At 67.6% G+C, this 25,564-nt stretch carries 26 protein-coding genes, 2 tRNA genes and 1 pseudogene; 4 read left to right on the top strand and 25 right to left on the bottom strand.

The window, feature by feature from the left end:
* Positions 1-193: 193 nt before the first annotated feature.
* Together ABD260_RS09125 and ABD260_RS09120 are read left to right on the top strand one after the other, a co-directional pair.
* On the top strand, positions 194-1,510 hold the full coding sequence (locus ABD260_RS09125; RefSeq protein ID WP_344232954.1) for an NsdA family TPR-like regulatory protein: 1,317 nt from the start codon (positions 194-196) through the stop codon (positions 1,508-1,510).
* 13 nt (positions 1,511-1,523) lie between these two features.
* Positions 1,524-2,156 (top strand): 2'-5' RNA ligase family protein, encoded by a 633-nt coding sequence (locus ABD260_RS09120; protein WP_344232953.1) that lies wholly within the window; start codon positions 1,524-1,526, stop codon positions 2,154-2,156.
* A 5-nt stretch (positions 2,157-2,161) separates the two neighbouring features.
* Here the strand turns inward: ABD260_RS09120 and ABD260_RS09115 are convergent, their stop codons facing one another.
* The 13 genes and pseudogenes from ABD260_RS09115 to ABD260_RS09055 all read right to left on the bottom strand — a co-directional run bounded on the left by ABD260_RS09115 (position 2,162) and on the right by ABD260_RS09055 (position 14,005).
* Positions 2,162-2,911 (bottom strand): helix-turn-helix transcriptional regulator, encoded by a 750-nt coding sequence (locus ABD260_RS09115; protein ID WP_344233227.1) that lies wholly within the window; start codon positions 2,909-2,911, stop codon positions 2,162-2,164.
* Positions 2,911-3,165 (bottom strand): hypothetical protein, encoded by a 255-nt coding sequence (locus ABD260_RS09110; protein ID WP_344232952.1) that lies wholly within the window; start codon positions 3,163-3,165, stop codon positions 2,911-2,913. Before ABD260_RS09110 ends, ABD260_RS09115 begins: the two co-directional genes overlap by 1 nt.
* Before the next feature lie 229 nt (positions 3,166-3,394).
* Positions 3,395-5,611: an FAD-dependent oxidoreductase gene (locus ABD260_RS09105; RefSeq protein WP_344232951.1), complete on the bottom strand. Its 2,217-nt coding sequence runs from the start codon at positions 5,609-5,611 to the stop codon at positions 3,395-3,397.
* A gap of 11 nt (positions 5,612-5,622) precedes the next feature.
* Positions 5,623-6,516, bottom strand: a complete 894-nt coding sequence (locus ABD260_RS09100) for a MurR/RpiR family transcriptional regulator (RefSeq protein ID WP_344232950.1) — start codon at positions 6,514-6,516, stop codon at positions 5,623-5,625.
* Positions 6,517-6,568: 52 nt separating this feature from the next.
* Positions 6,569-7,942, bottom strand: coding sequence for a hypothetical protein (locus tag ABD260_RS09095; protein WP_344232949.1), 1,374 nt, complete (start codon positions 7,940-7,942; stop codon positions 6,569-6,571).
* Entirely contained in the window at positions 7,939-8,757 is an 819-nt protein-coding gene (locus ABD260_RS09090; RefSeq protein ID WP_344232948.1) for a carbohydrate ABC transporter permease, read from the bottom strand. Before ABD260_RS09090 ends, ABD260_RS09095 begins: the two co-directional genes overlap by 4 nt.
* Positions 8,750-9,691: a carbohydrate ABC transporter permease gene (locus tag ABD260_RS09085; RefSeq protein WP_344232947.1), complete on the bottom strand. Its 942-nt coding sequence runs from the start codon at positions 9,689-9,691 to the stop codon at positions 8,750-8,752. The genes ABD260_RS09090 and ABD260_RS09085 overlap by 8 nt, the downstream gene beginning before the upstream one ends.
* Positions 9,691-10,863 carry an ABC transporter substrate-binding protein gene (locus ABD260_RS09080; protein WP_344232946.1) on the bottom strand — a complete coding sequence of 391 codons (1,173 nt, stop codon included), beginning with the start codon at positions 10,861-10,863 and terminating at the stop codon, positions 9,691-9,693. Before ABD260_RS09080 ends, ABD260_RS09085 begins: the two co-directional genes overlap by 1 nt.
* Positions 10,864-11,167: 304 nt before the next feature.
* Entirely contained in the window at positions 11,168-11,719 is a 552-nt protein-coding gene (locus ABD260_RS09075) for an endonuclease domain-containing protein (RefSeq protein ID WP_344233226.1), read from the bottom strand.
* 165 nt (positions 11,720-11,884) lie between these two features.
* Positions 11,885-12,019 (bottom strand): annotated as a pseudogene (locus tag ABD260_RS09070) (type IV toxin-antitoxin system AbiEi family antitoxin domain-containing protein); the annotation flags it as partial.
* Positions 12,020-12,162: 143 nt separating this feature from the next.
* Complete coding sequence (locus ABD260_RS09065) at positions 12,163-13,188, bottom strand: UDP-N-acetylmuramate dehydrogenase (protein ID WP_344232945.1); 1,026 nt, start codon at positions 13,186-13,188, stop codon at positions 12,163-12,165.
* Positions 13,185-13,586: a MaoC/PaaZ C-terminal domain-containing protein gene (locus ABD260_RS09060; protein ID WP_344232944.1), complete on the bottom strand. Its 402-nt coding sequence runs from the start codon at positions 13,584-13,586 to the stop codon at positions 13,185-13,187. Before ABD260_RS09060 ends, ABD260_RS09065 begins: the two co-directional genes overlap by 4 nt.
* Positions 13,583-14,005, bottom strand: a complete 423-nt coding sequence (locus tag ABD260_RS09055; protein WP_344232943.1) for an FAS1-like dehydratase domain-containing protein — start codon at positions 14,003-14,005, stop codon at positions 13,583-13,585. The genes ABD260_RS09060 and ABD260_RS09055 overlap by 4 nt, the downstream gene beginning before the upstream one ends.
* A gap of 71 nt (positions 14,006-14,076) precedes the next feature.
* Here ABD260_RS09055 and ABD260_RS09050 point away from each other — a divergent pair, with 71 nt between their 5' ends.
* The gene (locus ABD260_RS09050) at positions 14,077-14,823 is read left to right on the top strand and encodes a (2Fe-2S)-binding protein (protein ID WP_344232942.1); all 747 of its coding nucleotides are present in this window, start codon (positions 14,077-14,079) and stop codon (positions 14,821-14,823) included.
* Between the two features lie 240 nt (positions 14,824-15,063).
* Here ABD260_RS09050 and rpmG read toward each other — a convergent pair whose 3' ends face one another.
* From rpmG to ABD260_RS37540, 12 genes are all read right to left on the bottom strand, one after another.
* Positions 15,064-15,231, bottom strand: a complete 168-nt coding sequence (gene rpmG, locus ABD260_RS09045) for a 50S ribosomal protein L33 (RefSeq protein WP_344232941.1) — start codon at positions 15,229-15,231, stop codon at positions 15,064-15,066.
* 63 nt (positions 15,232-15,294) lie between these two features.
* Positions 15,295-15,368, bottom strand: a tRNA-Met gene (locus ABD260_RS09040).
* A gap of 42 nt (positions 15,369-15,410) precedes the next feature.
* Positions 15,411-15,483: transfer RNA gene (locus tag ABD260_RS09035), tRNA-Thr, on the bottom strand.
* A gap of 175 nt (positions 15,484-15,658) precedes the next feature.
* Positions 15,659-16,435, bottom strand: a complete 777-nt coding sequence (locus ABD260_RS09030; RefSeq protein WP_344232940.1) for a DUF1684 domain-containing protein — start codon at positions 16,433-16,435, stop codon at positions 15,659-15,661.
* Positions 16,432-17,529: an LLM class flavin-dependent oxidoreductase gene (locus ABD260_RS09025; RefSeq protein ID WP_344232939.1), complete on the bottom strand. Its 1,098-nt coding sequence runs from the start codon at positions 17,527-17,529 to the stop codon at positions 16,432-16,434. Before ABD260_RS09025 ends, ABD260_RS09030 begins: the two co-directional genes overlap by 4 nt.
* Complete coding sequence (locus ABD260_RS09020; RefSeq protein ID WP_344232938.1) at positions 17,519-19,447, bottom strand: FAD/NAD(P)-binding protein; 1,929 nt, start codon at positions 19,445-19,447, stop codon at positions 17,519-17,521. The genes ABD260_RS09025 and ABD260_RS09020 overlap by 11 nt, the downstream gene beginning before the upstream one ends.
* Positions 19,444-20,499: an NADPH-dependent FMN reductase gene (gene ssuE, locus ABD260_RS09015; protein ID WP_344232937.1), complete on the bottom strand. Its 1,056-nt coding sequence runs from the start codon at positions 20,497-20,499 to the stop codon at positions 19,444-19,446. Before ssuE ends, ABD260_RS09020 begins: the two co-directional genes overlap by 4 nt.
* A gap of 8 nt (positions 20,500-20,507) precedes the next feature.
* Entirely contained in the window at positions 20,508-21,488 is a 981-nt protein-coding gene (locus tag ABD260_RS09010; RefSeq protein WP_344232936.1) for an ABC transporter substrate-binding protein, read from the bottom strand.
* Positions 21,489-21,496: 8 nt separating this feature from the next.
* On the bottom strand, positions 21,497-22,441 hold the full coding sequence (locus ABD260_RS09005; protein WP_344232935.1) for an ABC transporter substrate-binding protein: 945 nt from the start codon (positions 22,439-22,441) through the stop codon (positions 21,497-21,499).
* Positions 22,442-23,194 (bottom strand): amino acid ABC transporter ATP-binding protein, encoded by a 753-nt coding sequence (locus ABD260_RS09000; RefSeq protein ID WP_344232934.1) that lies wholly within the window; start codon positions 23,192-23,194, stop codon positions 22,442-22,444. It lies immediately after the preceding gene.
* Positions 23,191-24,084: an amino acid ABC transporter permease gene (locus tag ABD260_RS08995; protein ID WP_344232933.1), complete on the bottom strand. Its 894-nt coding sequence runs from the start codon at positions 24,082-24,084 to the stop codon at positions 23,191-23,193. The genes ABD260_RS09000 and ABD260_RS08995 overlap by 4 nt, the downstream gene beginning before the upstream one ends.
* An 86-nt stretch (positions 24,085-24,170) precedes the next feature.
* The gene (locus ABD260_RS37540; RefSeq protein ID WP_360164380.1) at positions 24,171-24,245 is read right to left on the bottom strand and encodes a putative leader peptide; all 75 of its coding nucleotides are present in this window, start codon (positions 24,243-24,245) and stop codon (positions 24,171-24,173) included.
* Positions 24,246-24,585: 340 nt separating this feature from the next.
* Between ABD260_RS37540 and ABD260_RS08990 the strand changes: the two genes are divergently transcribed.
* On the top strand, positions 24,586-25,563 hold the full coding sequence (locus ABD260_RS08990; protein ID WP_344232932.1) for a M23 family metallopeptidase: 978 nt from the start codon (positions 24,586-24,588) through the stop codon (positions 25,561-25,563).
* Position 25,564 lies beyond the last annotated feature (1 nt).

Below are 25,564 nucleotides of genomic sequence, written 5' to 3'. Positions count from 1 at the left end.
CGGATCGTCTACGCTCAGCTAACCCGCGATCGGCCGGCAGAACCAGCTCAGCGGCTGCCGGCAGCGGCCGAAACCCCTTGCAGGGCAGGAAAACCGGGGCTTCACGGGGCATCTCGGGGAATCGCCGGGCAGATCGTCCACAGGCCCTGTCTTTGCCGTCGCGGAGGGTGTTCGAACACCTACTGTTACCGGCATGCCAGAGCCCAACGAACTGCTGCGCGCCGCCCGTGAGCGCACACCGTCGCGGATTGCGCCCGGCGAGCAGATGACCCGGGCCGAGCTCGCCGACGCGGTGTGCGCCTGGCTGTGGGAGACGACCGAGACGAAGTACGAACTCGACGGCCACTACATCGCGAAGCTGGAACGCGGCGCGGTCCGGTGGCCGGGCGCGGCGTACCGCTCCGGCCTGCGGCATGTGCTGAACGTCGCCGACGACCTCGAGCTCGGTTTCGTCCCACCCGGCGGCCCGGGCGTCACCGATCCGGAGCCGGGCGTCAGCTCGGTGATCGACCTCGAGGACGACCTGGTCCGGACCGGCGACGAGTCGGTCGCGCAGCTCGCGCTCGCCGAGGAGTCGAACGTCGGCGATCTCACCGTCGAGCAACTGCACGCGGACATCCTGCGGATCACCCAGAACTACCTGCGCACGCCGACCAAGCCGCTCTACCAGCGCGCGCTCGCGATCCGGGACCGTGCGTTCCGGCTGCTCTCCGGCCGCCAGTCACCGCATCAGAGCCGCGGGCTGTACGACGCGGCCGGCTGGGCGCTGAGCCTGCTCGGCTGGATCGCCGTCGATCTCGGCCGGCCGGACATCGCCGAGAACCACACCCGGACCGCCTGGGCCTGCGCCGAGGCGGCCGACCAGGACGACCTGCGGGCGTGGGTCCGCGCCACCCAGCACACCATCGCCTTCTGGCAGGACGATTTCGACCAGGCGGCGACGTACGCCGCGGACGGCCTGCGGTACGCGGTCGGCAGCTCGACGCTGTTCCTCACCAGCGCCGTCGCCGTCGACCTGGCCCGCTCCGGAAGGCACGCCGAGGCCCGCGAAGCTTTGATGATCGCCAAGCGCACCACCGTACGCACCGACGGACCGGAGCGTGGCGGCCCGTTCCTGTGTACGCCCGAACGCGCCGAAGGGATCTGGTCCGACGTGCACCTGGCGCTCGGTGAGGCGGAGCAGACGCTGGCGCACGCGGACCACGCGATCGCGGCGTTCGAGGCGTCGCCGCACCTGCTGCGCAACTTCGGTTCCGAGCGGATGGTGCGGCTGCAGCAGGCCAAGGCGCACCTGCACCTCGACGAGCTCGACGGCGCGAACGACGCGGTCTTCGTGGTCCTGAACACCCCGGTCGAGTACCGGGTCCGCCCGCTCGTGCACCGGATCAGCGAGGTCGCCGCGCTGACCCGGATGAGCAAGCACGCCACCGACCCGAAGGCCCGCGCGCTGCACGACGCGATCCGGGTCTTCACCCGCCATCCCGCCAGCCGGGCCACGGTCAGCAAGTGAAAGGGGGCAGCACGTGAAAGGTCAGCCGAGGTTCCACGAGCTACGAGATCACTGGTCCTGGCGGCCGGGCTGGCGGCCGGGCCGGATCTTCTACACCTGGCACGTCACGTTCGAGGACCATCCCGAGATCGCCGGCCTGCGCGCGGCGTACGCCGGGTTGCTCGACGAACTGCCCGGCTTCACCCCGGTCCCGGCCCAGTGGCTGCACCTCGCGGTGCAGGGCGTCGGCTTCGCGGATCGCGTCCCCAAGGCCGATCTGCTGGACATCGTCGACGCGACCCGGTTGCGCGTCTCCGACTTCGGCGCCGTCCCGGTGACGGCCGGGCCGGCCGTACTCGATCCGGAATCCATCCGCCTGCCGGTCGACGCGATCGAACCGCTCCGCCATCTCCGCGACCTCACCAGGGCCGCCATGGTGGACATCTGGGGCGACGACGCCGTCCCCGAGCTGCCGGAACTCGACCCGCACATCACCCTTGCCTACAGCAACAGTCAGTCCGCTGCCGCCCCGATCGCCACCCGCCTGGCGGCGCATCCGGCGCACTCGGCCAAGGTGTCGATCACCGCGCTCAGACTGCTCGCCCTGACCCGCTCCGACCAGCTGTACAGCTGGACAACCTCCCGCACCCTCCCGCTCGACGGCTGACCACCTCAGTCACCATCATCAAGCCACTCCTCGCCGCGGGACGTACGATGCGTCCCGCGGTGGTACTCCCACAGCACGCACGGCCGGCGGCTCCCGGTGTGTACCCCATCGCACCGCTTCCCGCTGATCCGTTCGAGCGCGTAGACGAACTCGCTGGTCTCACTCTTCGTCGCCCGCAGCGCGGACACCACCGCGACCAGGCGCCTCGAGTCCGGCAACCGGCGCCCGGCGGTCCAGTCGTGCAGCGTCGTCTTCGGCACACCGGCCAGTTCCGCCAGTTGCCTGATCGAGACTGGCTCGAACCTGGCGCCGAGCTCCTGCAGAGCGATGCCCAACTCTCGCTTCGTCGTGACCATCCGGAGCTTGGTCACCAGCGGGTGCGGCGCGGCAAGCCGGGCGACCGCGGCCGGCCACCGCTCCTGCAGCAACTGCCGGAGCTTGATGCCCTCGCCCGTCTCCATCACGTCGGACCCGCGCTTGCGGAGGCATTCCGCCTCGTAGGTGAGGTCCCAGAGCAACGACCAGGCTGACAGCTCTTCTCTTCTGACATTGCACCGGCACAGGTAGGCGCGAGTCAGCTCCCAGGTCGGCTGTACCTTGCCCTGCTCGGCCCGGACGACTCGGCTGTGGTGATGTCCGATCGCTTCGCCGATCTCGCGCACCGTCAGCCCGGAGCCCTGCCGCACTTGCTTGAGCATCCAGGCGAACTCGCCCAGATAGAAGTCCGGCGCCGTCTGACTGGTGTCGACCTGCATCACCGCGCCACCCGTCCGAGGCTGACCCGCCCGGTCCGGCCGGTCAGGGCGTAGGCGGCTGCGGCCGCGGCGGTGATCAGGGCGCTGACGGACGACGAGACGGCGCCGAGGTCCTGTCCGCTGATCAGCAGGGCCGCGGCCAGGCCCACGGTCACTGCGAAGACAGCTACCCGCAGCACCAGGATCACGATCACCACCGTTGGTGCCGCCTGTGTCCGCGAGCGTGGATTGACCGGTTGACGTGTCCGGGACATGCTTTCCCTCCTCCATATGCACGTGCATTTGCACGTGCGCGACTGGAACAGAGAGGACGGTAGCGGTCACGCCCAGTACTCGACAAGCCGCTGAAGAGCAGCTCGAAGGCCCCGATGGCGCGCGTTTCGGCGATTTGGTGCGGGCCGTGGTGCGCGGCACCGGAGCTGACCTGCGGGAACCACGGACGGACTGTCCCGCGGCCGTCCGACCGGACGTTGACAGAAAACTTCAAGATCTGTAGGCGCGGATCGAGACCACGTGGGCGCGGGGATTGCCGTGCGTCCGGTGCGCGGTCAGCCGCAGCTCGGTCGCCTCGATCGGCGTGGGCAGCAGGTGCCGCTGGGTGCGATGGTGGTTGCCGCTGACCTCGGCAACCACCGTCCAGTCGGCGCCCGCGGTGCGCGCTTCCAAGGTGTAGTCGGCGAGGAGGGTCGGGAGCGCTTCGAACGGAGTCCGGTGGTGGTGCAGGTTGATCAGGTCCTCCTGCACATCGGCGTCCAGCACGACGACGATCTCCGCCAAGGTGACCGGCTCGGGCCAGGTGAGTTGCAGCCAGGGCGACGCGTCCCAGGCGAGATCCTCGGACGACCAATGATTCGGCCCGCCGTACGGTCGCGCCTGACCGCCAAGGACCTTCGCGGGTGCGTACGCCGCGGTCTCGCCGAGACGCAAGCACAGTCCGGTACGCGGAAGAATGTGCTTCCACGAACGGAACTGTTCGGTCCACTGCTCATCCGGCGACGGCTCGCGGCGAGTGAAGTGGATCGCGCCGGGAAGCGGCGCGGCGGTGGTGTGGACGGCGATGCCGGGGCTCTGCCGGAGTACGACGAACGCATTGGACGGCTCGGCCGGGTACCAGGTGAGCGGGATGCGTACCCAGCGCTTCTCGCCCGCCGGGAGGTCGATCGTGGCGGAGTCGATCAACTTGGCCGGCAGGTAGTTCTGCGGCTTCACCGGATCGTGCAGCTCGACCGTCAACGATCCGCCCGCGGAGTCGACGAGCAGCTCGAAGCCGTCCAGGGACGGGTCGATCGGGATGATCATGCCGAGGTCCGCGGTCAGCGGCAGCGTGCCGGACGAGACCTCGAAGGCGGGCCGGGTCAGTGTCGACGAGGCGGTCGCGGTTGCCGTCAGCGCCAGGTTCGCCGGGTCGTCGTCGGTCAGCCCGAGCACGGACGCGTCGGCGCGGGTGAGCGCGTACTTCATCAGGTCGAAGCGGTCCTGCGCCAGTTCGCGCGGCGTCAATCCGTTGCGCAGGGCAACAGCCGCGCCGATGCCGGCAGCTTCCCCGATGACGGCGCAGGTCGCCATCACGCGCGTCGTACCGAACGCGACGTGGCTCGCGCTGATGTTTCGGCCGGCCATCCACAGGTTGTGGATGTTGTGTGAATAAAGGGATCGGAGCGGGATGTGATAGGCGCCGTCCGAGAACCAGTGCTTCGATCCACGCTCGGCCGCGTACACCCCGCCGGGCGGGTGCAGGTCGATCGACCAGCCGCCGAACGCGACCCGATCGGCGAACTCGGTCTGGTCGAGTACGTCGTGTTGCGTCAGCACGTGGTCCCCGACGAACCGGCGGTACTCGCGCTTCCCTGGTACCGAACCGATCCACTCCAGCGTCAGGTTGTCCGCGTCGAAGCGCCCGGAGTTCTTGATGTGGTCCCAGATCCCGTACACGACCGCCTGCAGTTCGTCCCGGATCGCCTCGTTGTCGTCGACGACATCGAGCTCGCCGCCCCATTCGATCCACCAGTACGCGCAGCCGTTCAGGTCGGTACGGATCACCCGCCGGTCCGGGATCGCGGTTTCGGTGACGTCCTTGGCGAAGGACGGCGGCACGAACCGTACCGGCTCCCCCGCGTCCTTCGTATAGAACAGGATCGTGCTGCCGAGCGTGTTCGCGTCCGGTACTTCCGGCGCCCACGACTCGCCGTACTGCGATCGCGGCTCGCGCCCGGTCCGGTACTCGGCTCCCGCCAGCATGCCGACCAGCCCGTCGCCGGAGCAATCGACGAAGACCGGACTGACGAACCGGATCTCCTTCTCCGAACCCAGCTGCCAGCCGGTCACCGACCGGATCGCACCGTCCGCGGCATCCACTGTGCGTACGTCCGTGTTCAGGTACAGCGTGATCAGCGGCTCGGCGCGGACCGCCTCCAGCAGGACGAGGTCCCAGTAGTACGGGTTGCCGAGCGGGTTCTGGTACTGGTTCTCGACGAACAGCTCGCCCATGATGCCGGTCTCCCGCGCGAAACTCTGGACGCCGTGCGCGGTCGCGCCGCACACCCAGACCCGGACCTCGCTGGAGGAGTTGCCGCCGAGCACCGGCCGGTTCTGCACCAGGGCGACCGTGCTGCCCTGCCGGGCGGCGCCGATCGCCGCGCAGATCCCGGCGAGCCCGCCGCCGACGACGGTGAGATCGTTCCGCACCTCGAGCTGCTGCATGCACAAACCTTTCAGGTGTCTGGCTGGTCGAAGATTTCCGGCCTCAGGACGGGCTGCCCCGGTCCGTTCGGGTGATTGGCGGTCAGGTGGTCGGGGACGCGCTGCGCGACCAGTACGAAGAGCAGCCCGGCCGTCAGTACGTCGCTGGCCCGCCCGGCGAAGAACTCCGTCCACGCGGGACCGTTGAGCGTGCCGGTGTCGAGGACGATGTCCGCGACCGCTCCGATCGACGAGTCGACGACGCCGGTGATCGCGACCGTCAAGGCGCCTTCAGCCTTGGCGCGCTGGATGAACGCCAAGGTGGTCGGGTCCTGCCCGGACCGGGTCACGGTCAGGGCGACATCGCCCTCGCCGAGCAGGCCGGCGCCGATCTGCGAGGAGCTCGGACCGTCGAAGAACCAGACCGGGATGCCGATCCGGAGCAGCCGGATGTACAGCTCGCGGGCCGGGATCGCGTCGCCCCACTCGCCGTAGATGTGGGTCCGGCGGGCGCCGGCGATCGCGTCCGCGACCCGGGTCGCCGCGTTCAGGTCGATTGCGGCGAGTGCGTTCCGGAGCGCGTTCGCCTGAGTGGACGCCAGCACGTTGAGCACCTGCTCAGGCGGGTCGGCCGGGCCGATCGCCAGGCCGATGTCGCTGGTCCAGCCGGCCTCCAGACCGCGCCCGACCTCCATCGCGAGCGCGGCCCGCAGCGCCGGATACCCGGCGTACCCGAGGTGGGTGGACAGCCGGGTGACCGTCGCGGCCGAGGTCTGCGCGGCCTCGGCCAGCTTGGTGATCGACCCGCGCGCGACCTCGTCCGGGTTCGCCAGGATGTGCTCGGCGACCCGCTGCATCGCCCCGTTCAGCTCGGGCAGGGCCCGCTTGACCTGCTGCAACGGACTCGGACTGCCGGCTCTCTCCATCTGAAATTCCTTCCCCACCCCACCGCTCCGGTCGTCTGCCATCCCGTAATCGTCACGTATAGACGAACTGAGCACTCGCCACACCGTCGGTGTCGCTCACCACCCGCACCCAGTGCGCGCTGAAACCGTCCGGGAAAACATGGGTCCGGATCTGCCCCGGTTCGACCGTCAGCGTCTCGACCGCACCGAACCGGCCGTGCCCGTGGAAGTCGATCTCGACCGTGATCGTGAGCGCGTGCTCGGAGAAGTTCTCCAGGTGCAGGCACTTACCGCGGAAGCCGGTCATCAGGTACGGATCGGACGGCTCGCCCGCGACAACCGGCGTCTCCCACCACGGTCCGCCCCAACCGGCCGGTGCACCGAAACTCCACAGGTCGTCGGTCTTCCCGAACCACAGTCCGGACTGTGGTTCGGCGGTGGTCGGGTTGAGTCCACCGCTCGGTGACGCATTGTCCGCGCCGGCGACGAGCATTCCCCGCCAGGAGCAGAAGTCGCCGAGTACCCAAAGGTGGGTCGAGATCGGCCGTACGCCCCAGATCCGGCCGCCGTACGCCCAGGGGGACAGCTCGTAGAACATGCCGTGGTGGTCCATCAGCAGCCGTTCGTGCTCGACCTCACGGATCCGCGGCCACTCGGTCTGCCATTTGTGGTCGAAGCAGTGCGAGGCCTTCGGCAACCGGTACCTGGTCCACTTCTGGTCCGCCTCGGTGAACACCTCGAGGATCGCCGAGGCCCGGTCCCACCCGGTCGCGAAGATCGTCCCGCCGAACTCGTGCCGCCCGCCGATCGCGGTGTACGGGTCCGTCCGCAGCACCTTCCACTGCTGGCCGTCGTACTCCGCCAGCCGGCCGCGCGCCCGGTCGCCCGCCCATTCGGGTTCGGAGTACTCGTTGGAGCAGACCACCAGCCGTCCGAAACTGGTGTAACAGTCCTTGTAGTGGACCTTCATTTCGCCGTCGGTCCCGAGCTCATCGTTCAGGTCGAACAGTTGCGTGCATTCGTACGTGGTGACGTCCAGCTCGAACAACTCGCCTTCCATCGCGAGTACGTACACATGGGTGTCCGGCTTGGTCAGGTGCCGCGACGTACCGCAGACCCGGAGCGGTTGCAGCTCGGGAATGGTGACGATCTTGTGGTCCTGATCGATCACATGCGGACCGAGAACCAGTTTCGAGGTCGGATAGTGCACGAACCGATTCGTGTACGTTCCGTCGACGCCGAGGGTTTCCGCGACGATTTCCATCGAGAAGTCGGCTTCGATCCTGCGCAAACTCACGCCCGCGCCGGAGGACGCCTTGTGCGAGTTGTAGTTCTGGACGTACAGCTTTCCGTTCCACGGCATCAGCGAGCCGACACCGAGCTCACTGCGCGGCGGACCGAAATCGCCGACCTGCGCGAGCCGCGGAAAGACACCGGATACATTCATTTGATCCCCGTATGGGTCATCGCGGCGATGAACCGCCGCTGCAGGACGATGAACACGAGCAGGACCGGCACGATCGAGATCACCGAAGCGGCCATCGTCAGGCCCGGTGCGATCTGGCCCTGCTCGTCGACGAAGTTGGTCAGGCTGAGCGGCAGCGTGTACTTGTCCGGGTTGCTGATCAGCACCAGCGGCGTCTCGTAGTCGTTCCACGACCAGACGAACGCGAGAATGCCGAGCGCACTCATCACCGGTGTTGCCAACGGCAAGTAGATCCGGGTGAACACGCGCCATTCGTTCGCGCCGTCCATCCGGGCCGCCTCGGCGAACTCAGCCGGTTGGCTGATGAAGAACTGCCGCATCAGGAACGTACCGAGCACGGTGAACATGCCGGGCAGGATGAGCGCCCAGAGCGTGTCGTACAGGCCGAGTTTCTGGAAGTAGATGAACCGCGGTACGAGCAGCAGCTGGGCCGGGATGATCGCGGTCGCCAAGTACAGCAGGAACAACTTGTCCCGGCCTTTGAAGGACATCCGGGCGAACGCGTACCCGGCCATGGTGGCGGTGATCAGCTCGCCCGCGACCCTGAGTGCGGCGACGAAGACCGATCGGCCGAACGCCGGCAGGACGGAGGTCGCGCCGCTCAGTACGGTGCTGAAGTTGTCCCATTGAAACGGGTTCGGGATCCACTGCATCGGGATCTTGTACGCGGCGCCGTCCGGCTTCAGCGCGGTCGAGATCATCCAGGCGAACGGCGCCAGGAAGGCGATCGCGAGAATCCAGAGCGGGAGGCCCCAGAGCCACTTGGATTTAGTCATTGAGGGCTCTCCCTCGTTGGGCCCGCCAGGTGAGCAAGGTCAGGACGAGTACGCCGACGAAGGTCACCAGGCCGATCGCCGACGCGTAGCCGAACCGGTAGAACTGGAAGCCGGTCTGGTACATGTAGTACGAGATCGTGGTGGTCGCGTCGCCCGGACCGCCCGCGGTGATCAGCGCGATCAGGCCGAAGCCCTGGGAGGCGCCGATGATCAGGGTCACCATCAGGAAGATCGTTGTCGGCAGCAACGACGGCCAGGTGATCACGCGGAACTTGGCCCAGGCGGACGCGCCGTCGATGTCGGCCGCTTCGTACAGCTGGCGCGGTGCGTCCTGGAGCGCGGACAAGTAGATCAGCGAGCAGTACCCGACGCCGCCCCAGATCGCCATCACGATCAGCGCCGGCAGCGCCCAGTGCGACGACGCGAACCAGGCCGGCTGGATACCGAAGACGTCGAGGACCTGGTTGACCAGGCCGGCCTTCGGGTTCATCAGCATCAGCCAGGTCATGCCGATCGCGACCACATTGACGATGTACGGGAGGAAGAAGATCGCCCTGAGGACGGCGCGGCCCGGGAGCGGGCGGTTCAGTGCGATACCAAGGCCGAGACCGAGGACCACAGTGAGCGGAACGGACACCGCGACGTACACCAGGGTGAGCGCGACCGCGTGCCAGAAGCCGGGATCGCGGGCGATCGCAACGAAGTTGTCGATGCCGGTGAAGGTGATGCCGCCGAGGCCGGACACCAGGTTCCAGTCGGTGAACGCCAGGACGATGACGCTGATCAGCGGGATCAGGGTGAACGCGACCACGCCGAGCAGGTTCGGGGCGATGAACAGGAAGCCGACCCAGCCGGACGGGCGGATACCGGACTGTTTCTCGGGCTGTTTCTCGATGCGGACCGCCGGTTCGGCCGCGACGGTTGCGGTGGCCATCAGGGCCTCCTCTCGTTCCGGGCGATCGCAGCGTCGGCGAGTCGCCGTACCTCACGGATCGCGACACCGGGGTCCTTCTCGCCGAGCCAGCACAGGTCGCGCTGCTGTTTGACCGCGAGCGTGATCTCCGGGAAACCGGTCAGTCTCGTGTCGGTGGCGAGCTTCGGATCGGCCTCCAGCACTACGCGGCGGAAGGAATCCAGGTCGAAGTACTTCTCCGGTTCCTTGCCGAGCATGCCGGCGACGATCTGCTCGTCGGTGACGTTGCCGAGCGCGGGCAGCTTGCCGCCCTTGAGCATCGGCGTCGCGCCTTCGGTCAGCCAGAACTTCACGAACGCCAGCGCCGCCTCGCGCTTCGGCGACTTCGGGTTGACCATGATGAAGTTGCTGAACGAGCCGCCGTTCCAGTCCCGGCCGTCGACCGTCGGCGCCGGGGCGAACGCGACCTTGAAGTCGTGCGGGTACTTCTTCGCGTCGTACAGGTAGCGCAGGTTGAACGGCGCGGTCGACCAGAGATGGAACTCCTCGCTCAAGAACGAGTTCTGCTGGTACGCATCGAGGTGCCGGGCAAGCACCTCGGTCCAGGGAAAGGCGGTTCCGTCGGCGATCATTTCCCGGCCGAGGCGGAACCACTGCTCGAAGTGCGGGTCGCCGAAGTTCGACCGGTTGCCGTCGTACCAGTAGTTCGGGCCGAGGGCGATCCGCGCCACGTCCGGTACCGAGTACACGCCGACGGTTTTGTCAGTGGTCAGCCGTTTGGCGGTCGCGCGGAAGTCGTCGATCGTCCACGCGTGCGGGAGTTCGACACCCCCTTGCTGCCGCAGCTTCTCGTTGAACAGCACAAAGAACGGCTCCCGCGCGGTGGCGAGCGCCTTCACCTTGCCGTTGTCGAGGTAGGCCCGCGGCTGCTCGGTATCCAGAAACACCTTGAGCTCCGGATCGGCCGACACCCACTCGGTCAGATCCGCCGCCAGCCCAGACCCGGCCCGCAACGCCAACGCACCCTGCGAGTAGGTGAAGTACACATCGATGTCCACGCCACCCTGCAGCGCGGTATCCAGCTTCAGATTCCCGCGATCGTCGTTCACGAACCGCGTGTACTCCACGTCGTACTGCGGATACTTCGCCCGGAACGCCTTCACCACATCCCCCGGCCCAGACCCAGCCGGCACCCCACCCCAAACCTGCAACGCCCCCGCCCGCCCACCACTACCCCCGCCGGAGCACCCCGCCACCAACGCCCCCACCACCCCCGCACCCACCCCGGCCAACACCCCCCGCCGAGAAATCCCTGCACGCCTCACAACCCACCTCCAACCAGATTGCGAAAAAGATTAACCCCAGCCGTCGCGGATGGGAAGGTTCTGTGTAAAAGATTTTCAAAGGGGCTAACGACAGGAGGTAGTGCCTTCGCGGGCCTGATCTGCGGTCGGCGGCCACCGTGATCGGTGTGGCTGGAGGGACTACCTCCTGTCGTTAGCGCGAGGCGAGCGCCCCCCGAACAGTCTCGACCACCCAGCTTGGATCCCCGATGACCTGCTGATACGTGAAGCGGAGCACGAGCCAACCGGCCGCGACCAGATCGTCGTAGCGCCGGCAGTCGGCGGCGAACTTCTGGGCCGAGCCGTGGAACTCGTACCCTTCGGCCTCCAGCGCGAGCCGGGCCGTCCGATGGCCCAGATCGACGCGGACGCGGGTGCCACCGGCGGCTACGACGACCTGCGGCTCGAAGCCGTCAACCCCGGCGCTCACCAGCAGACTCCGCAGCATCGACTCCAGAAAGCTCTCCGATCTCCGGCTGGCTTCGGCCGCGACGCGAAGCGTGTTCGGGCGCCCCGGGCCACGCATCGCCTTGGCAGCCGCTTCCAGTTCCTCCTTCGTCAGCTCGCTTGTGACCAGCGCCGCGTCGGCGACGGCCAGCGCCTCGCCGAAGGGCAGTAGGCGGGCGCAATCAAGCACTGTTCGCAGGATGCACGTCAGTCGAACAGCCCGCTCCGCCGGCGAAACCGCCGCCCAATGCAGCTCCACCGGCCGACCCGGTCGGGGCCTGCGCTGCGCTGGGACCGTGACATGGGGTTTCTCCGGCCGCCTGAGCAACGGCAGTCCCCAGGCGCCCGCCGCGCTCGTATACGAAACGACGCCGTCGTAAGCAATCGCGGCAAGCCGGTCGGGCCCCAGACTCGGGAGCCCGTAGACACCTCGGGCGAGCCGCTCAATCTCACCCCGCCGCACCGCCACCTTCAAGGCCCCGGGCGAGACCACCCTGAGCAACTCAGCGGCAGTCGCACAACCCCCAAGCCGAGCCAAAACCTCGGCAACATCAACCACCCCCAGATCTTGCAGGATTGGCCGGATCCGCGGCTGAAGTTATCCACAGGTGCTGTAAGGGCAGGAGGTAGTCCTCTTGGCTACCGGATCGGTGCGCTCAGTCGGCCGCTGAAGGTCGGGCCGGTAGGCACTACCTCCTGTCGTTAGAGGGTGCAGTTCACCAGGACTGGTTCGTTGACGAGGGTGATGTCGAAGGCCTGGTGGACTTGGGAGCGGACGTGGGTGGCCAGGGTGAGGAGTTCTTTGGTGGTGGCTTGGCCTCGGTTGGTCAGGGCGAGGGTGTGTTTGGTGGAGACTGCGGCGGCGCCGATGGTGAAGCCTTTGGAGACGCCGGCGTGTTCGATCAGCCAGGCGGCGCTGGTTTTGACTCGGCCGTCGGGCAACGGCCATTGCGGGGCGCCGGCGGGGACCTCGGCGGGGGTGTCGAGGATGGGGTTGGTGAAGAAGGAACCGGCGCTCCAGGTGTCGTGGTCGGCGGGGTCCAGGACCATGCCTTTGCTGCGGCGCAAACCGAGAACGGCCTCGCGGACCTCGGTCATCGGAGCGCGGGAGCCGGGTTCGACATCCAGTACGCGGGCCAGCTCGGCGTACTCGACCGGTGCCGACAGATCCCCCAGCCGCAGCTGGAAAGCCACCTCGAGTACGACATACCGATCCGGGTCCGCCTTGAACCGCGAATTCCGGTACGAGAAACCGCACTCCGCCGCGAAGATCGTCCGGATCGCGTTCTCGACCCGGTCCCATACGCGTACGGACGCGATCGTCCCGGCGACCTCATGCCCGTACGCGCCGACGTTCTGCACCGGGGTCGACCCGGCCAGACCGGGTATGCCGGACATCGACTCGAGGCCGCTCCACTCTTCCGCGATCGCGCGCTGGACCACGGTGTCCCAGTCCTCGCCGGCCGCGACGTGGATGGTCGCGCCGGAGCAGGCGTCCGCGTCCACCCGGATGCCGGACGTCGCGACCTTCACCACCGTCCCGCGGAACCCGTCGTCCCCGATCACCACGTTGCTGCCGCCCGAGAGCAGCAGCACCGGCTCACCGGCGGCGTCGGCGTCCCGGACCGTGGCGATCAGGTCTTGCTCGGTCTCGACCTCGACGAACTTGTCGGCCGGCCCACCGACCCGCAGGGTGGTGTACTCGGCCAGCGGTACCTGAGTTTTCACCGGACGCGCACGACCGCCCGGGCCCGGCCGAGGACCTTCTCCTCGTCCGCGACCGCCGTGATGTCGATCTCGGCCAGCCCATCGCTGACCGTGCCGACCTTCGCCGAGAACGTCACGCTCGCGCCCTTGTCGTCATCCGGTACGACCACGGGCTTGGTGAACCGGACGCCGTACTCGACCAGGTCCGCCGGGTCGTCGATCCAGTCCGTGACGACCCGGACCGCGGACGCCATCGTGAACATCCCGTGCACGATCACGCCAGGCAGACCGAGCGCGGCGGCCATCCGGTCGCTCCAGTGGATCGGGTTGAAATCACCGCTCGCCCCCGCGTACCGGACCAGGTCCTCGCGGCGGAAGGTGACGGTCAGCGGCGGAAGTTCAGTACCTGCGAGACTCATGCGTCCGCCCGGTTGTGCGAGAGGGTCGACGTCGCGGTGGCGATCGGTTCGCCGTCGACGGTGGTCAGCGTGGTCTCGTACATGATCACCTCGACCGGGCCGGCTTTGCGTACGGTGGTGATGGTGGCGGTCGCGGCGATGTCGTCACCCGCCTTGATCGGACGGGTGTACACGAACTTCTGCGCGCCGTGCACGATCCGGTCCAGCCGGAGGCCGAGCTCGGCGTCGGTCAGCAGTTGCTCCAGCGCGCGGCTGCCGATCACGAACGCGAAGGTGGGCGGCGCGATCGCGTCATCACCCCGGTACGCCGGGTTACCGTCACCGATCGCGTCGGCGAACTCCCGGATCTTCTCCCGGCCGACCTGGTAGGACCCGGCGGCCGCGTACTCCCGGCCGACCATCGTGGCGTCGATCGTCATATCCGCCAACCTTACTGGCACACTATGACCCGGGTGTCCGCCGCCCACGGTTCTGGAACGGAAGGTTGATCGTGACGGCAGTGGCGGCGCTGGCGAAGTACGCGCCTCGGTACCGGGTGGAGATCGGGGAGCCGACGGGTTCGGAGTGGTTGCGGGTGGACCACATCCTGGAGCCGGGCAGTCCGGAGCTGACCGAGTTGCTCAAGCGCGACGACGAGGCGAGTGGTCACCGGTCGGCGCATGCGAACGCGCTCAGCCTGATGTCGTTCTACGCCGGTCGCGCGCCGGCGACGGCGCTGCTGCTGTGGGCGATGGAGGGTCACGTACTCGACATCCGGCCGCACAACTTGTGGGTCCGGCCGCATGAGGGGCATGGGATCGCGGCGGTAGCCGTACGCTCCGCCGAGTTCTTGCCGGGTGGGTTGGAGACGCTGTACGACGTGGTGCTTCGGCAGCATCTGCTTCCGTTGGCGGAGGAACTGCATCGGCGGACGCGGGCCGGGTTGCGGCAGGTGTACGGCGGGGTGGCGGCCGGGTGCGCGATGGGGTTCTGTGCCGCGACTCGTGAGGAAGTCGCGGTGGAGCCGGGGTTCTTGCTGGAGCGGTGGCGGTCGTTCGTGGCGAAGGCGCCTGGTGGGTTGGCGCGGCTCGGAGAGGTGGAGGTCGCGGCCGGCAAACTCGTGTACCTCCGCAACACCTGCTGCCTGTACTACACCAGCGATTCCGGCCAAAACACCCTCTGCGGCTCCTGCTGCCTGACCCCCCGCACCACCCGCCTATCCGCCTACGAATCCGGCCGCCCCATCCTCACAGTCTGAAACTCCAGAGGCCCGAACCCGTCCGCGAAGACAGCTGAGGGCGGGATCGCGCTCCCAGGGCGCACCGCGTGTCTGAAGCTGCCTGCCCGGCGGGTTTCGCGGTGGCACCCACCACCCCCAACTCTTTCCCTAACAGCACGAAGCCGCTTCGGGTGTCCGAAGCGGCTTCGTGGAAGAACTGAAAATCAGCGGTGGTCCGACCCACCCCCAACTCTTTCCCTTTATGAAGAGAAGGTGGGGTCAGCGGGTTTCGCGGTGGTCGGTGTGGTCGTTGCAGCGGTGGCAGTACTTCTTCAGCTCAAGACGGTCCGGGTCGTTGCGCCGGTTCTTCTTGGTGATGTAGTTCCGCTCCTTGCACACCGTGCACGCCAGCGTGATCTTCGGACGGACGTCGGTCGACTTTGCCACTGCTACCTCTTCGGGTCATGAGTACGCAACTTGGGTGATCGCACTCTCGAAATACTGAGTCGGTAGCGGGGGCGGGAGTCGAACCCGCGACACCACGATTATGAGCCGTGTGCTCTAACCACCTGAGCTACCCCGCCGGGAGAGCGTCATCCCACCCGGAGGTGGGATGCCGTACTCAGAGCCCCTTTACGGAATCGAACCGTAGACCTTCTCCTTACCATGGAGACGCTCTGCCGACTGAGCTAAAGGGGCGGGCCGAGGAGAGAGATTACACGGTCTCCGGGCCCGATGTGAAATCGAGTCTGGAGTGCCTTACAGGCCCCTCAGTCCGTCCCGGAAAGCATACCGGTTCTCACGCGTGCTCTTGACCAATTTTCGCCGTCCCTGCCGAGAACCGGCCTCCGGGTGACCCGCTGTGACCAAGCTCTCAGCGCACCCGCTTCTCACCGGCCGTCACCGGTAGGTCGATCCGGTTGCCGGGTACGGGCGCCGGGCACGTCCCGTACGCCGTGAACGCGAACGGGAGGTTGATCGTCCGGTTGAAGTCGATCGCCACCGAGCCGTCCCGCGCAACCGGACCGGTCGTCAGCACGCGCCAGGGTGCCGTCTCAGCACCGTTCGTCCGGTCGTGGAAGGACAGGTTGAGCCGGCCGTCCCCCGCCGCAGTGGCAACCAGCTCGTACGCCCGATCGCCCAGCGCGACATGCACCGTACCGACCGCGGTCACGTGCTGACGCAGATCGTCCCGCGCGGTCGCCACCTCCACCCGCTGCGCCTTCGGGTACGGGCTGAAGTACCCCGTCACCGACCAGTTGTCGTCCAACGCGTACGCCGGTACGCCGGCGAAGTCCTGTCGGGTCACCGCACCGGGGTCTCGCTGCCGTACCGCGTACCGTCCGCCGCGAAGCACCAGCTCGGCCAACCGGTCGCCGTACAACAGCCAACTCAGCGAACCCGCCTCCGGCACACTCGCCGACACCGTGCCCCGCACCGGCTCACCGCCCAGCGTCAGCTCACCCGCCGCCGACACATGCGCGCGTTCGTCGGCCCACCACTCCCCAGGCAGGCCCTGCAGAACTGTGGGTACGGACGGCAACCAGTCGAAGGCGACGATCGACAGCCAGCCGTAGTCGGTGTCCAGGTCGCGTTCGCGCGCCGCGTGCCAGGTGTGCCAGTCCTGCTCCAGATCGGAAACGACCGTCATGACGCCTTCCTCTGTTCGCGGTGGGCGACCTCGGAGCGGACCAGTGGGATGACATACCGGCCGAAGTCGATCGCGTCGTCGTAGATGTCGTACCCGCGGGCGGAAAAGATCCGTACGCCGAGGTCGTAGTAATCGAGCAGCGCGGCAGCGACCGTGTCCGGCGTACCGACCAGAGCCGTCGAGTTTCCGCCGCCCCCGGTCAGGCCGGTCGGCGCGGTCCAGAGCGCGCGATCGTGCCGCTCACCGGCCGCGACCGCCTTCAGCAACCGCTGCGATCCGGCGTTCTCCGGCGTCGCCGACCGGAGCCGCGGCACCGGCGTACCGCCTGCCTGCACCGCCTTGATCCGGCCGAGGATGTTCTCCGCCTTCTCCCAGGCGAGCTCCTCGGTCGGCGCGATGATCGGCCGGAACGCGATCTGGATCACCGGCCGGTCCGCCCGCCCGGCGCGCGCCGCCTCCACGTCGATGGTCGCGAGCTGCTCCCGCGTCCCGGCCAGCGGCTCGCCCCAAAGCGCGAAGATGTCCGCCTCGGCCGCACCGACCGCGTACGCCGCCGCCGACGATCCACCGAACGAGATCCGCGGCCGCGGCTGCTGCACCGGCTTGATGTCGGCCAGGAACTGCTCGAACCGGTAGTGCGTACCCTCGAAATCGAACCGCTGATCCGAGGTCCAGGCCTGCTTCAGGATCTGGATGAATTCCCGCGTCCGCCCGTACCGATCGTCCTTCGCCAGGAAATCGCCTTCGGCCGCCTGGTCCGCGGTCGAGCCGCCGGTGATCACGTGCACCTCGAACCGGCCGCCACTGAGGTGGTCGAGCGTCGCGAAGGTCTTCGCGGTCAGGGTCGGGTACGCGACGTTCGGCCGATGCGCCACGACCAGGTTGATGTGTTCGGTGCGCCCGGCGACGTACGCCGCGACCTGCGCCGGGTCGGGCGAACCGGAGTGGTACGCGAACAGAATCCGGTCCCACCCGTTGTCCTCGTGGGCACGGGCGAGCTTCGAGGTGTACTCCAGGTCCAGCGCACCGCCGGGCCGCGGCGTCACTTCACTGGCCGGGTTGGTGCCGGCGATCCCGAGGAACTCAACTGGCATGACGTTCTTCCTTTCGTGCTGTAGATGCGGTGGGAGCGAGCAAGGTGAGGAGGTCCCGGGCGACGGCGTCGTTCTGCCGGAAGCCGGGACCGTTGAAATACGGGCGGGAGAACCCGGAGGAACCGGCCGAACCGGAAACCGACGGACCGAGCAGGAACAGGGCCGGGTGTACGGACCCGTCGGCGCGGATCGCCCGCGAACGCGAGTCCGCCTGAAGCTGACCGCCGCCAAGACTCGTACCGTCGGCGGCGAACAACTCGTCGGCCGCGAGTGCACCGGATTCGAGCAGACCGCGCAGTAACGGATCGGTGGTCGCCAGTACGTCCGGCCGCGGCAACCGTGCTTCGACGAAGGCCCGGGCGCGGATCTCGCCCGCGACACCGGTGCTCCGGGCAACGAATTGGTCGTTGTCCAGAGCAACTTCAAGATCAGGTCCGGCGAAGCGCACGATGCCGGCCCGGTGCAGCGCGAGCAGTTCCTCGAGCCGGCGTGGTGGTGGGCCGCTCGCGACGAACGAGAAGAATCCGTGCCACTCGCTCTCCACCCGCCGGACGCGATCTTCGTCGCTCAGCTGGCCGGCGGTGATCGCCTGCGACAGCACGCTGTAGATGCTGAGCAGGGCGTTGAAGACAGCGAGATCCGCGGAGTACGCCGGGTCGGCACGCCGGAGCAGATCGCCTTCGATCAACTCGACCAAGTACCGCTCGAACTCCTCCCGATCCCCAAACAACCGACCTGCCAACGGCCGGTCGACCTCAGCGCGAACGAACCGGTCCGCAGGATCCGGAACAGCCGCGGCGACGGCCGCTCTGAACCGGACGCCGGACGCAGCCTTCAACGGCTTGGCGGCAGGTGACCACGTGTCGAGGAGCTTCGCGAAGGTCTCCCACGAGCAGCGGACTCGCTCCGGGTGCGTACTGAACAGCTGCTGATAATGCGCGTACGCCAACTCCTTCTCGATCAGCGGCTGCACGTCCCGGTCGAAATCGAGTACGCCCTCCCCCAGCGCCTCGCGGGTCAGGTACCGCGTCGGCACCGGTTTCGTACCGGCGACCGTGTAGCCGAGTTTCGCGTGGTACGGAACACCGCGCCGCGAACCCACGTACAACACCGGCTCGTCGCCCGACGGGTGGTACGTGAGCAGCCCATCGCACTCGTCGTACCAGCCGCCGCGACCTTCGGTCAGCAGCACCATCAGATCGACGAACGCCTGCCCGAACCCGCGCACGATCACCGGGTCCTTCGGCCACAACCCGTCCAGCTCGACGTCGGCCGTGTACCCCGGCGGAACGTACGTGAGGCCGGCGTCCGCCGCCTGGGCCGCCCACGCCGATTCCGATGCCGTTGGCAACCGATCCAGGTAGCCGAGGGCAAGGACCACCGCGTCGGCCGCGATCTCCGTGCCGGACTCGAGCACCACCCGCTGATCCGGAGTGAGCTCGACCGCCCGCTCCCGGTGGGTGATCACGGTCGCGGAGAGATCGCGGACGACGCGCTCCCACACCCACGCCAGGTACTCCGCCTGCACCAGACGGGGTGGGAAGTCCATCGGCCCCGGCGGCTCCAGCCCTGCCTCTTCGAGGATCACCGCACCCGGCCCGGCGACCCAGGCGGCAAGATCCGGTCCTGGCGTGATCGGACCATCGCATTCGACCGACTCGTCGGTGAAGATCGTGACGTCCGAGGTCATCGAGTTCATCCACAGCAATCGGGACTGTTCGCGCCGCCAGATCCGCCCACCACCGACCGGGTACGGATCGATCACGTGGATCTCGACCTCGCGCCCGTCCAGTAGTTCGTCGGCGCTCGCGGCGAACCGCTCCAGCAGCCCGACCGTCCGCGGCCCACCACCGACAAACACCAAGGTCGCGGGCGGTTCCTTCCACCGATGCAACCGCTCCCGCAGCAGCGTGCTCATGACGCCACCTTCAGTTCGGCTGGGAGCTCCTTCAGGAAGGGCAGTGGTCCGATCGACTCCGGGTCGGCTTTCAGATCGAACTGTGGTTCGAACCCGGCCGCCAGATACAACCCGGCCGCCTCCGGCTGACGAGGCCCGGTTGTCAGGTACAACCGCCGGTACCCCAGATCCCGCGCCGCCGCCTCCAACTCCACCAGCACCCGACGTCCCAGCCCCTGCCGCCGATGCACCTGCGAGGTCCACATCCGCTTCACCTCCGCAGTCGCGTCGTCGTACCGCCGGATCGCCCCACCGGCGATCGTCTGACCGCCAGACCGCAGCAGCACAAACGCCCCACCCTGCTCGGCATGAAAATCAGACGCCGGCACCTCAGTGAGCTGCGTGTTCTCGTTCGTCCGCCCGTACCGCGTGCTGTACTCCACCACCAGATCCGCCAGCAACGGCGCCGCCTCCGGATCTTCCGGCCGGGCGCGTACGGCCTCGACCGCCGCCGTCTGTACGGGCGTACTCTCCGTCGGCTGATCGCCCGCGATCGTGGCGAGGAACGCCTCGGTCACCTGGTAGAGCGGTACCGACGCGGCCGGATCGAGCAGCAGACCACCACCGTCGTACAGCCGGACGTGCGACGACAGCACGAACCAGCCTTGCCCGATCGCACCGGCGCCGAGACTGGTCAGCACCGGCCGCAGCGCATAGTCGATCACCAGCACATGCGCCGGCGTCCCACCCGTTGCCAACGGCAACACAGTCTTCCCCTTGAGCGCGTACTGCGGAAGCAGGTCGAGGAAGACCTTCAACAGACCGGAGTACGCCGCCTTGTAGACCGGTGTGGTGACCACGACCGCATCCGCCGCCGCCAGTACCGCAGCCGCCGCAGCGATGTCCGGATGATCGGCCTGACCTCGCAGCAACGGACCGGCCGGCAGGTCCCGGAGCACGATCGGCGTGACGGTGTGGCCGTGGCTGATCAGCCGTTTGGTGACATAGTCCAGTACGGCGTCGGTGCGCGACGGTACGGACGGACTGCTCGAAAGAGTTGCGATGATCGCCATGGGTTCTCCTACTTCTTGGGCAGACCGGGCGGATTGATCAGCGACTTCGGGACGGCCTCGGCCTGCAGGCCCCACTTGGCCAGCACCTTCGCGTAGCTGCCGTCGGCGATGGCCGCGTTCAGCGCGTCGGCGAGCGGCTTGACCAGGCCGTTGTCCTTCTTGGTGGTGATCCCGACCAGACCCTGGACCGGGTAGCTGGACGAGACCGTGCCGACGATCTCGGTCTGATGCCGGGTCGCCACGTGGTACGAGGCGTTGGGGTTCGGCCCGAGATAGAGGTCGATCCGCCCCGACTGCAGCGCCAGATAGGTGTCGGCGGACTGCTGGTAGTACTTGATGCTCGCGGGTTTGCGGCCGGCGGCGACGTTCTGCTTGTTCCAGTCGACCAGGATCGCTTCCTGCAGCGTGCCGGACCCGACCGCGACGCTCTTCCCGGCAATGTCGACCGGTCCGGTGATCTTCAGCCCCGAGCGCTGTTTCGCCTCGAAGGCGTGCAGCCCGAGCCGGTACGTGGCGAAGTCGTACTTCTCCTTGCGCAACTCGGACACCCCGATGTTCGAGATCCCGACCTGGTACTTGCCGGAGTCGAGCCCGAGGAACAGGTTCTCCCAGCTGGTGGTCTGGATCTCGGCCTTGAGCCCGAGCACGCTCGCGACCAGGTAGGCGATATCGATCTCGACACCGATCGGTGTCTTGTTGTCATCGGCGGTGAAGCCGAGTGGCGGTTGCCCACCCCCGGCGGACCCGTTCCCGACCACCAGCGTCCCGGACTCGCGGATCGCGGCCGGCAGCTCGGCCGCGATCGAATCCACCTTGGCCGAGGTGACGTGCGGCTGCTTCGCCGAGGTGTCGAAGGCAACCTGCGAGGCGTCACCACCCGCCGCCGGCGCGCTGGTCTGCGGGTCCGCGCACCCGGCAAGCACCAGCCCGAGCGCGAGTACCAGTCCGAGTGCGGGAACCAGCACCCGGCCTTTCCAGAGTTTGTTCATCGGGTTCCTCAGCTCGTCAGCGGGAGGCCGGGCGGGTTCAGCTCGGAGGTGGTGACCGCCTCGTTCGACACGTTCCAGCGGGCCAGCACCTTCGCGTAGCTGCCGTCCGCGATCGCCCCGTTCAGCGCCGCCTGGTACGCCTTCACCAGGCCGTCGCCCTTCTTGGTCGTGACCGCGATCAGGCCCTGCAAGGACGGACCGGCGCCGGAGAACTTTCCGATCGTCTCCGTCTCACCGGACGTCTGCACGTGATAGGCGATCGACGGATTCGGGCCGAGGTACGCGTCGATCCGCCCTGAGCTCAGCGCCAGGTACGTGTCGGTGTTCTTCTGGAAGTACTTGATCGTTGCCGCCGGCAACCCGGCTTTGACGTTCGCCTCGTTCCAGTCGACCAGGAGCTTCTCCTGGTTCGTCCCGGAGCCGACCGCGATGGTCTTCCCGGCGACGTCCTTCCCGCTGGTGACGCGCCAGCTGCCGCCCTTCTTCGCCTCGAACGCGATGTCGTCCTTCCGGTACGTGGCGAAGTCGTACTTCTGCTTCCGCTTCTCCGTGACCGTGATGTTCGAGAACCCCACGTCGTACTTGCCGGAGTCGATGCCGACGAACAGGTTCTCCCAGCTCGTCACGTCGATCTCCGGTTTCAGGCCGAGCGCGTCCGCGACCAGGTACGCGATGTCGACTTCGAGGCCGATCGGGGTCAAGTTGTCGTCGGCATAGAAACCGAGCGGGACGCTGCCGGAGCCGAACCCGCCACCGACGACCAGCGTGCCGCGATCGCGCACCTTCGCCGGCAGCAATGCGACGGCTGCGTCGTTCTTCGGGGTGGTGATCCGATTCTGTTCGGCGGAGGTGTTGACACCGGTTTCGGAGGCGGTGGCTTTCGACTCGGCGCCGCATCCGGCCAAGGTGAGCAGGGCGAGCAGGGCGAATCCGGCAACGATGAGGCGTTTCATTCAGAGCACCTTCGAGATGAACGCGCGGGTGCGCTCGTGGACAGGGTTGTCGAGTACTTCGTGCGGCGGACCCGCTTCGACGATCCGGCCGTCGTCGATGAAGACGACCGTGTCGGCGATCTCCCGGGCGAAACCGATCTCGTGGGTGACGACGACCATGGTGGCGCCGTCGCGGGCGAGCTCCTTGATCACATCCAGGACCTCTCCGACCAGCTCCGGGTCGAGCGCGCTGGTCGGCTCGTCGAACAGCAGCACCTTCGGTTTCAGCGCCAGCGCCCGGGCGATCGCGACCCGCTGCTGCTGACCACCGGACAGTTGCCGCGGGTACACGTCGGCCTTGTCACCGACACCGACTCGTTCCAGCAGCTCGCGTGCGTACTGCTCCACCTCGGCGCGTTTCCGCCGCTGCGCGGACACCGGCGCCTCGACCACGTTCTCCAGTACGGTCAAATGCCCGAACAAGTTGAACGTCTGGAACACGAAACCGACCTGCGAACGCTGCCGGAGGATCTCCCGTTCCCGCAGCTCGTGCAGCTTGTCGCCGCGGCGCTTGTAGCCGATCAGTTCGCCGTCGATCCTGATCAGGCCGCGATCCACCTTCTCCAGATGATTGATTGCCCTCAGCAACGTTGATTTCCCGGAGCCGGACGGACCCAGAATCACGGTCACCGCCCCGGCCCGTACCTCCAGGTCGATGCCCTTCAGTACGTGCAGCTCGCCGAAGCTCTTGTGTACTCCCAGTACGTCGATCATCGCGTCGTACCTCTCGCGAACCGGCGCTCCACGTAGTACTGCACGATCGACAGCAAGGTGGTGAGCACGATGTACCAGACGGTCGCGACCATCAGCAGCGGAACGACCCGGCTGTTCCGGCCGTAGATCACCTGCACTTGGTAGAACAGCTCCGGGATCGCCATCACCGAGACGATCGAGGTGCCCTTGAACAGGCTGATCACCTCGTTGGCGCCGTTCGGCAGGATCGAACGCATCGCCTGCGGCAGCACGATCCGGAAGAACTGCCGCACTTTCGGAATCCCGAGTGCGGCCGCCGCTTCAGTCTGGCCGGCGTCGACGGAGATGATCCCGCCACGGATGATCTCCGCCGCGTACGCCGCCTGATGCAGGGCCAGACCGAGCACCGCGGCGCCGAGTGGACCGAACAGGTTGTTCGTACTGAAGCGCACGAACTCCGGGCCGAACGGGATGCCCAGGCTGAGCTCCTGGTACAGATAGGCGATGTTGAACCAGAAGAGCAGCTGCACGATCAGCGGGATCGAGCGGAAGGCCCAGATGTAGCCCCAGGCAACGACCTGGAGGAACGGGCTGCTGGACAAGCGCATCGAGGCCAGCACCGCACCCAGTACGAAGCCGAGCACCGTTCCGTACACGGTCAGTTGCACCGTCACCCAGAGCGCCGAGAACACCGTCCGGGTGGTGAAGAACTGGAAGAACGTCGGCCAGTCCCAGCCCGGGTTGGTGACCAGGCCGTGGACGAACATCGCGAGCAGGACCAGCACCACGCCGACGCCGACCCAGCGCCACGGGTGCCTGCGGGCGACGACGGGCAGTTCGGACTCGAGCGGTACGGCGGTGGCCGGCGGTCCGGTGGTACCGGATGCGGACGTGACTGAAGTAAAGGACACGGTGCGACTCCCTGGCGGTGGGCAGAGCAGGGCGGACGTCCGGCAAGCGGACGTCTGTGGTCAGCGCGGGGCTGTGGAGGTTCGGGTCAGCGCCGACAGAGGGCGCTGGAGACCCGGAGCAGGTCGATGTGGAGGCGGTAGTACGGCGGCTTGCGCGTCATCTCCGTCTCCTCCCGTAGGTCGTGTCGTTTCAGTATGAGACGCCGCTGAAAGGAAAGTAAGTTGGTCGACAAAGCTCTCATTATGTGGACGCCTTATACCGGTCCGCGGGGCCTGCTCGGCGCCAAAGTTGGCGTGATCCCGATCACGCTTTCGGCGACTTTCTTGCCTGCGCGGTTCACGCCTGGACTTGTACAAGCTGGGAGGCAGCCCTCACGGAGCGTGTCCAATTTCGTTGAACTTTTCGCAATCCGTGTTTGAGGGGCCCGTGATCAGGCCTTTATGGTCGAACAGCCGTCGTACCCCCTCAACGGCGGCGCCCCTCCCCTGGAAGGTTTTTTCGTGCCCACTCACCACCAAGACGTGCCGGAAGCAGATCGGCCGGCCTCCCGTCGTCCGGACGCACCGCGCCGGGTGGCCAAGCACCGCGCACTTCTCCGTCGTGGCTCCACCCGCCGTACCCAGCTGATCGGTCTGACCGCCGCCCTGGCGGCCGCGGCCGGCACCACCACCGTCGGACTCGCGTCCACCGAATCCGGTCCGGCCACCGCGACCGAGGGCACTGGCCTGAACCCCTCACAGGCCAGTGCCCTCACCGCGGCCCGGATCGACCGCCGTGATCTCGGCTCCCGGGACGCGTCCCGGATCAGCCTGTCGCTGGAGTCGTCGCTGCGCGCCGACGCCGACAAGGTCGTCCAGGTCCGGGCCCGGCAGCTCGCGGCCAACGCGGCGCTGGTGCAGCGCCGGGCGCTCGCCCTGTCCGCGGCGAAGGCAGCCGCGGCGAAGAAGGCCGCCGCTACCGCGAAGGCGCTCGCCGATGCACGGGCCGCCGCGGTGGCCAAGGCCGCGGCGATCGCCAAGCAGGCCGCCGAGGCGAAGGCAGCCGCGGCCGCCAAGCAAGCCGCGATCGCGGCCGCCGCCCCGAAGATCGTGCTGCCGACCACCGGCTACCACCTGACCGCCCGCTTCAACCAGGCCGGCGGCCGCTGGGCGCACAACCACACCGGCCTCGACTTCGCCGCCCCGATGGGTACGCCCGTCGATTCGGTGGAGGCCGGCGAGGTCATCCAGGCCGACTGGGCCGGCGCGTACGGCCGCCAGGTGAAGGTCCGGCACGCCGACGGCACGGTCACCTCGTACGGTCACATGTCCGAGTTCGACGTCTCGGTCGGCGACAAGGTCCAGGCCGGCACCATGGTCGGCCGCATCGGCATGACCGGCAACACCACCGGCCCCCACGTCCACTTCGAGGTCCTCCCCGGCGGCGGCTCCCCCATCGACCCCCTCCCCTGGCTCCAATCCCACGGCCTCAACCCGTAAG

The organism is Kribbella hippodromi, assembly GCF_039531045.1.
Taxonomy (GTDB): Bacteria; Actinomycetota; Actinomycetes; order Propionibacteriales; family Kribbellaceae; genus Kribbella; species Kribbella hippodromi.
This window is presented reverse-complemented; position numbering and strand designations above follow the sequence as displayed.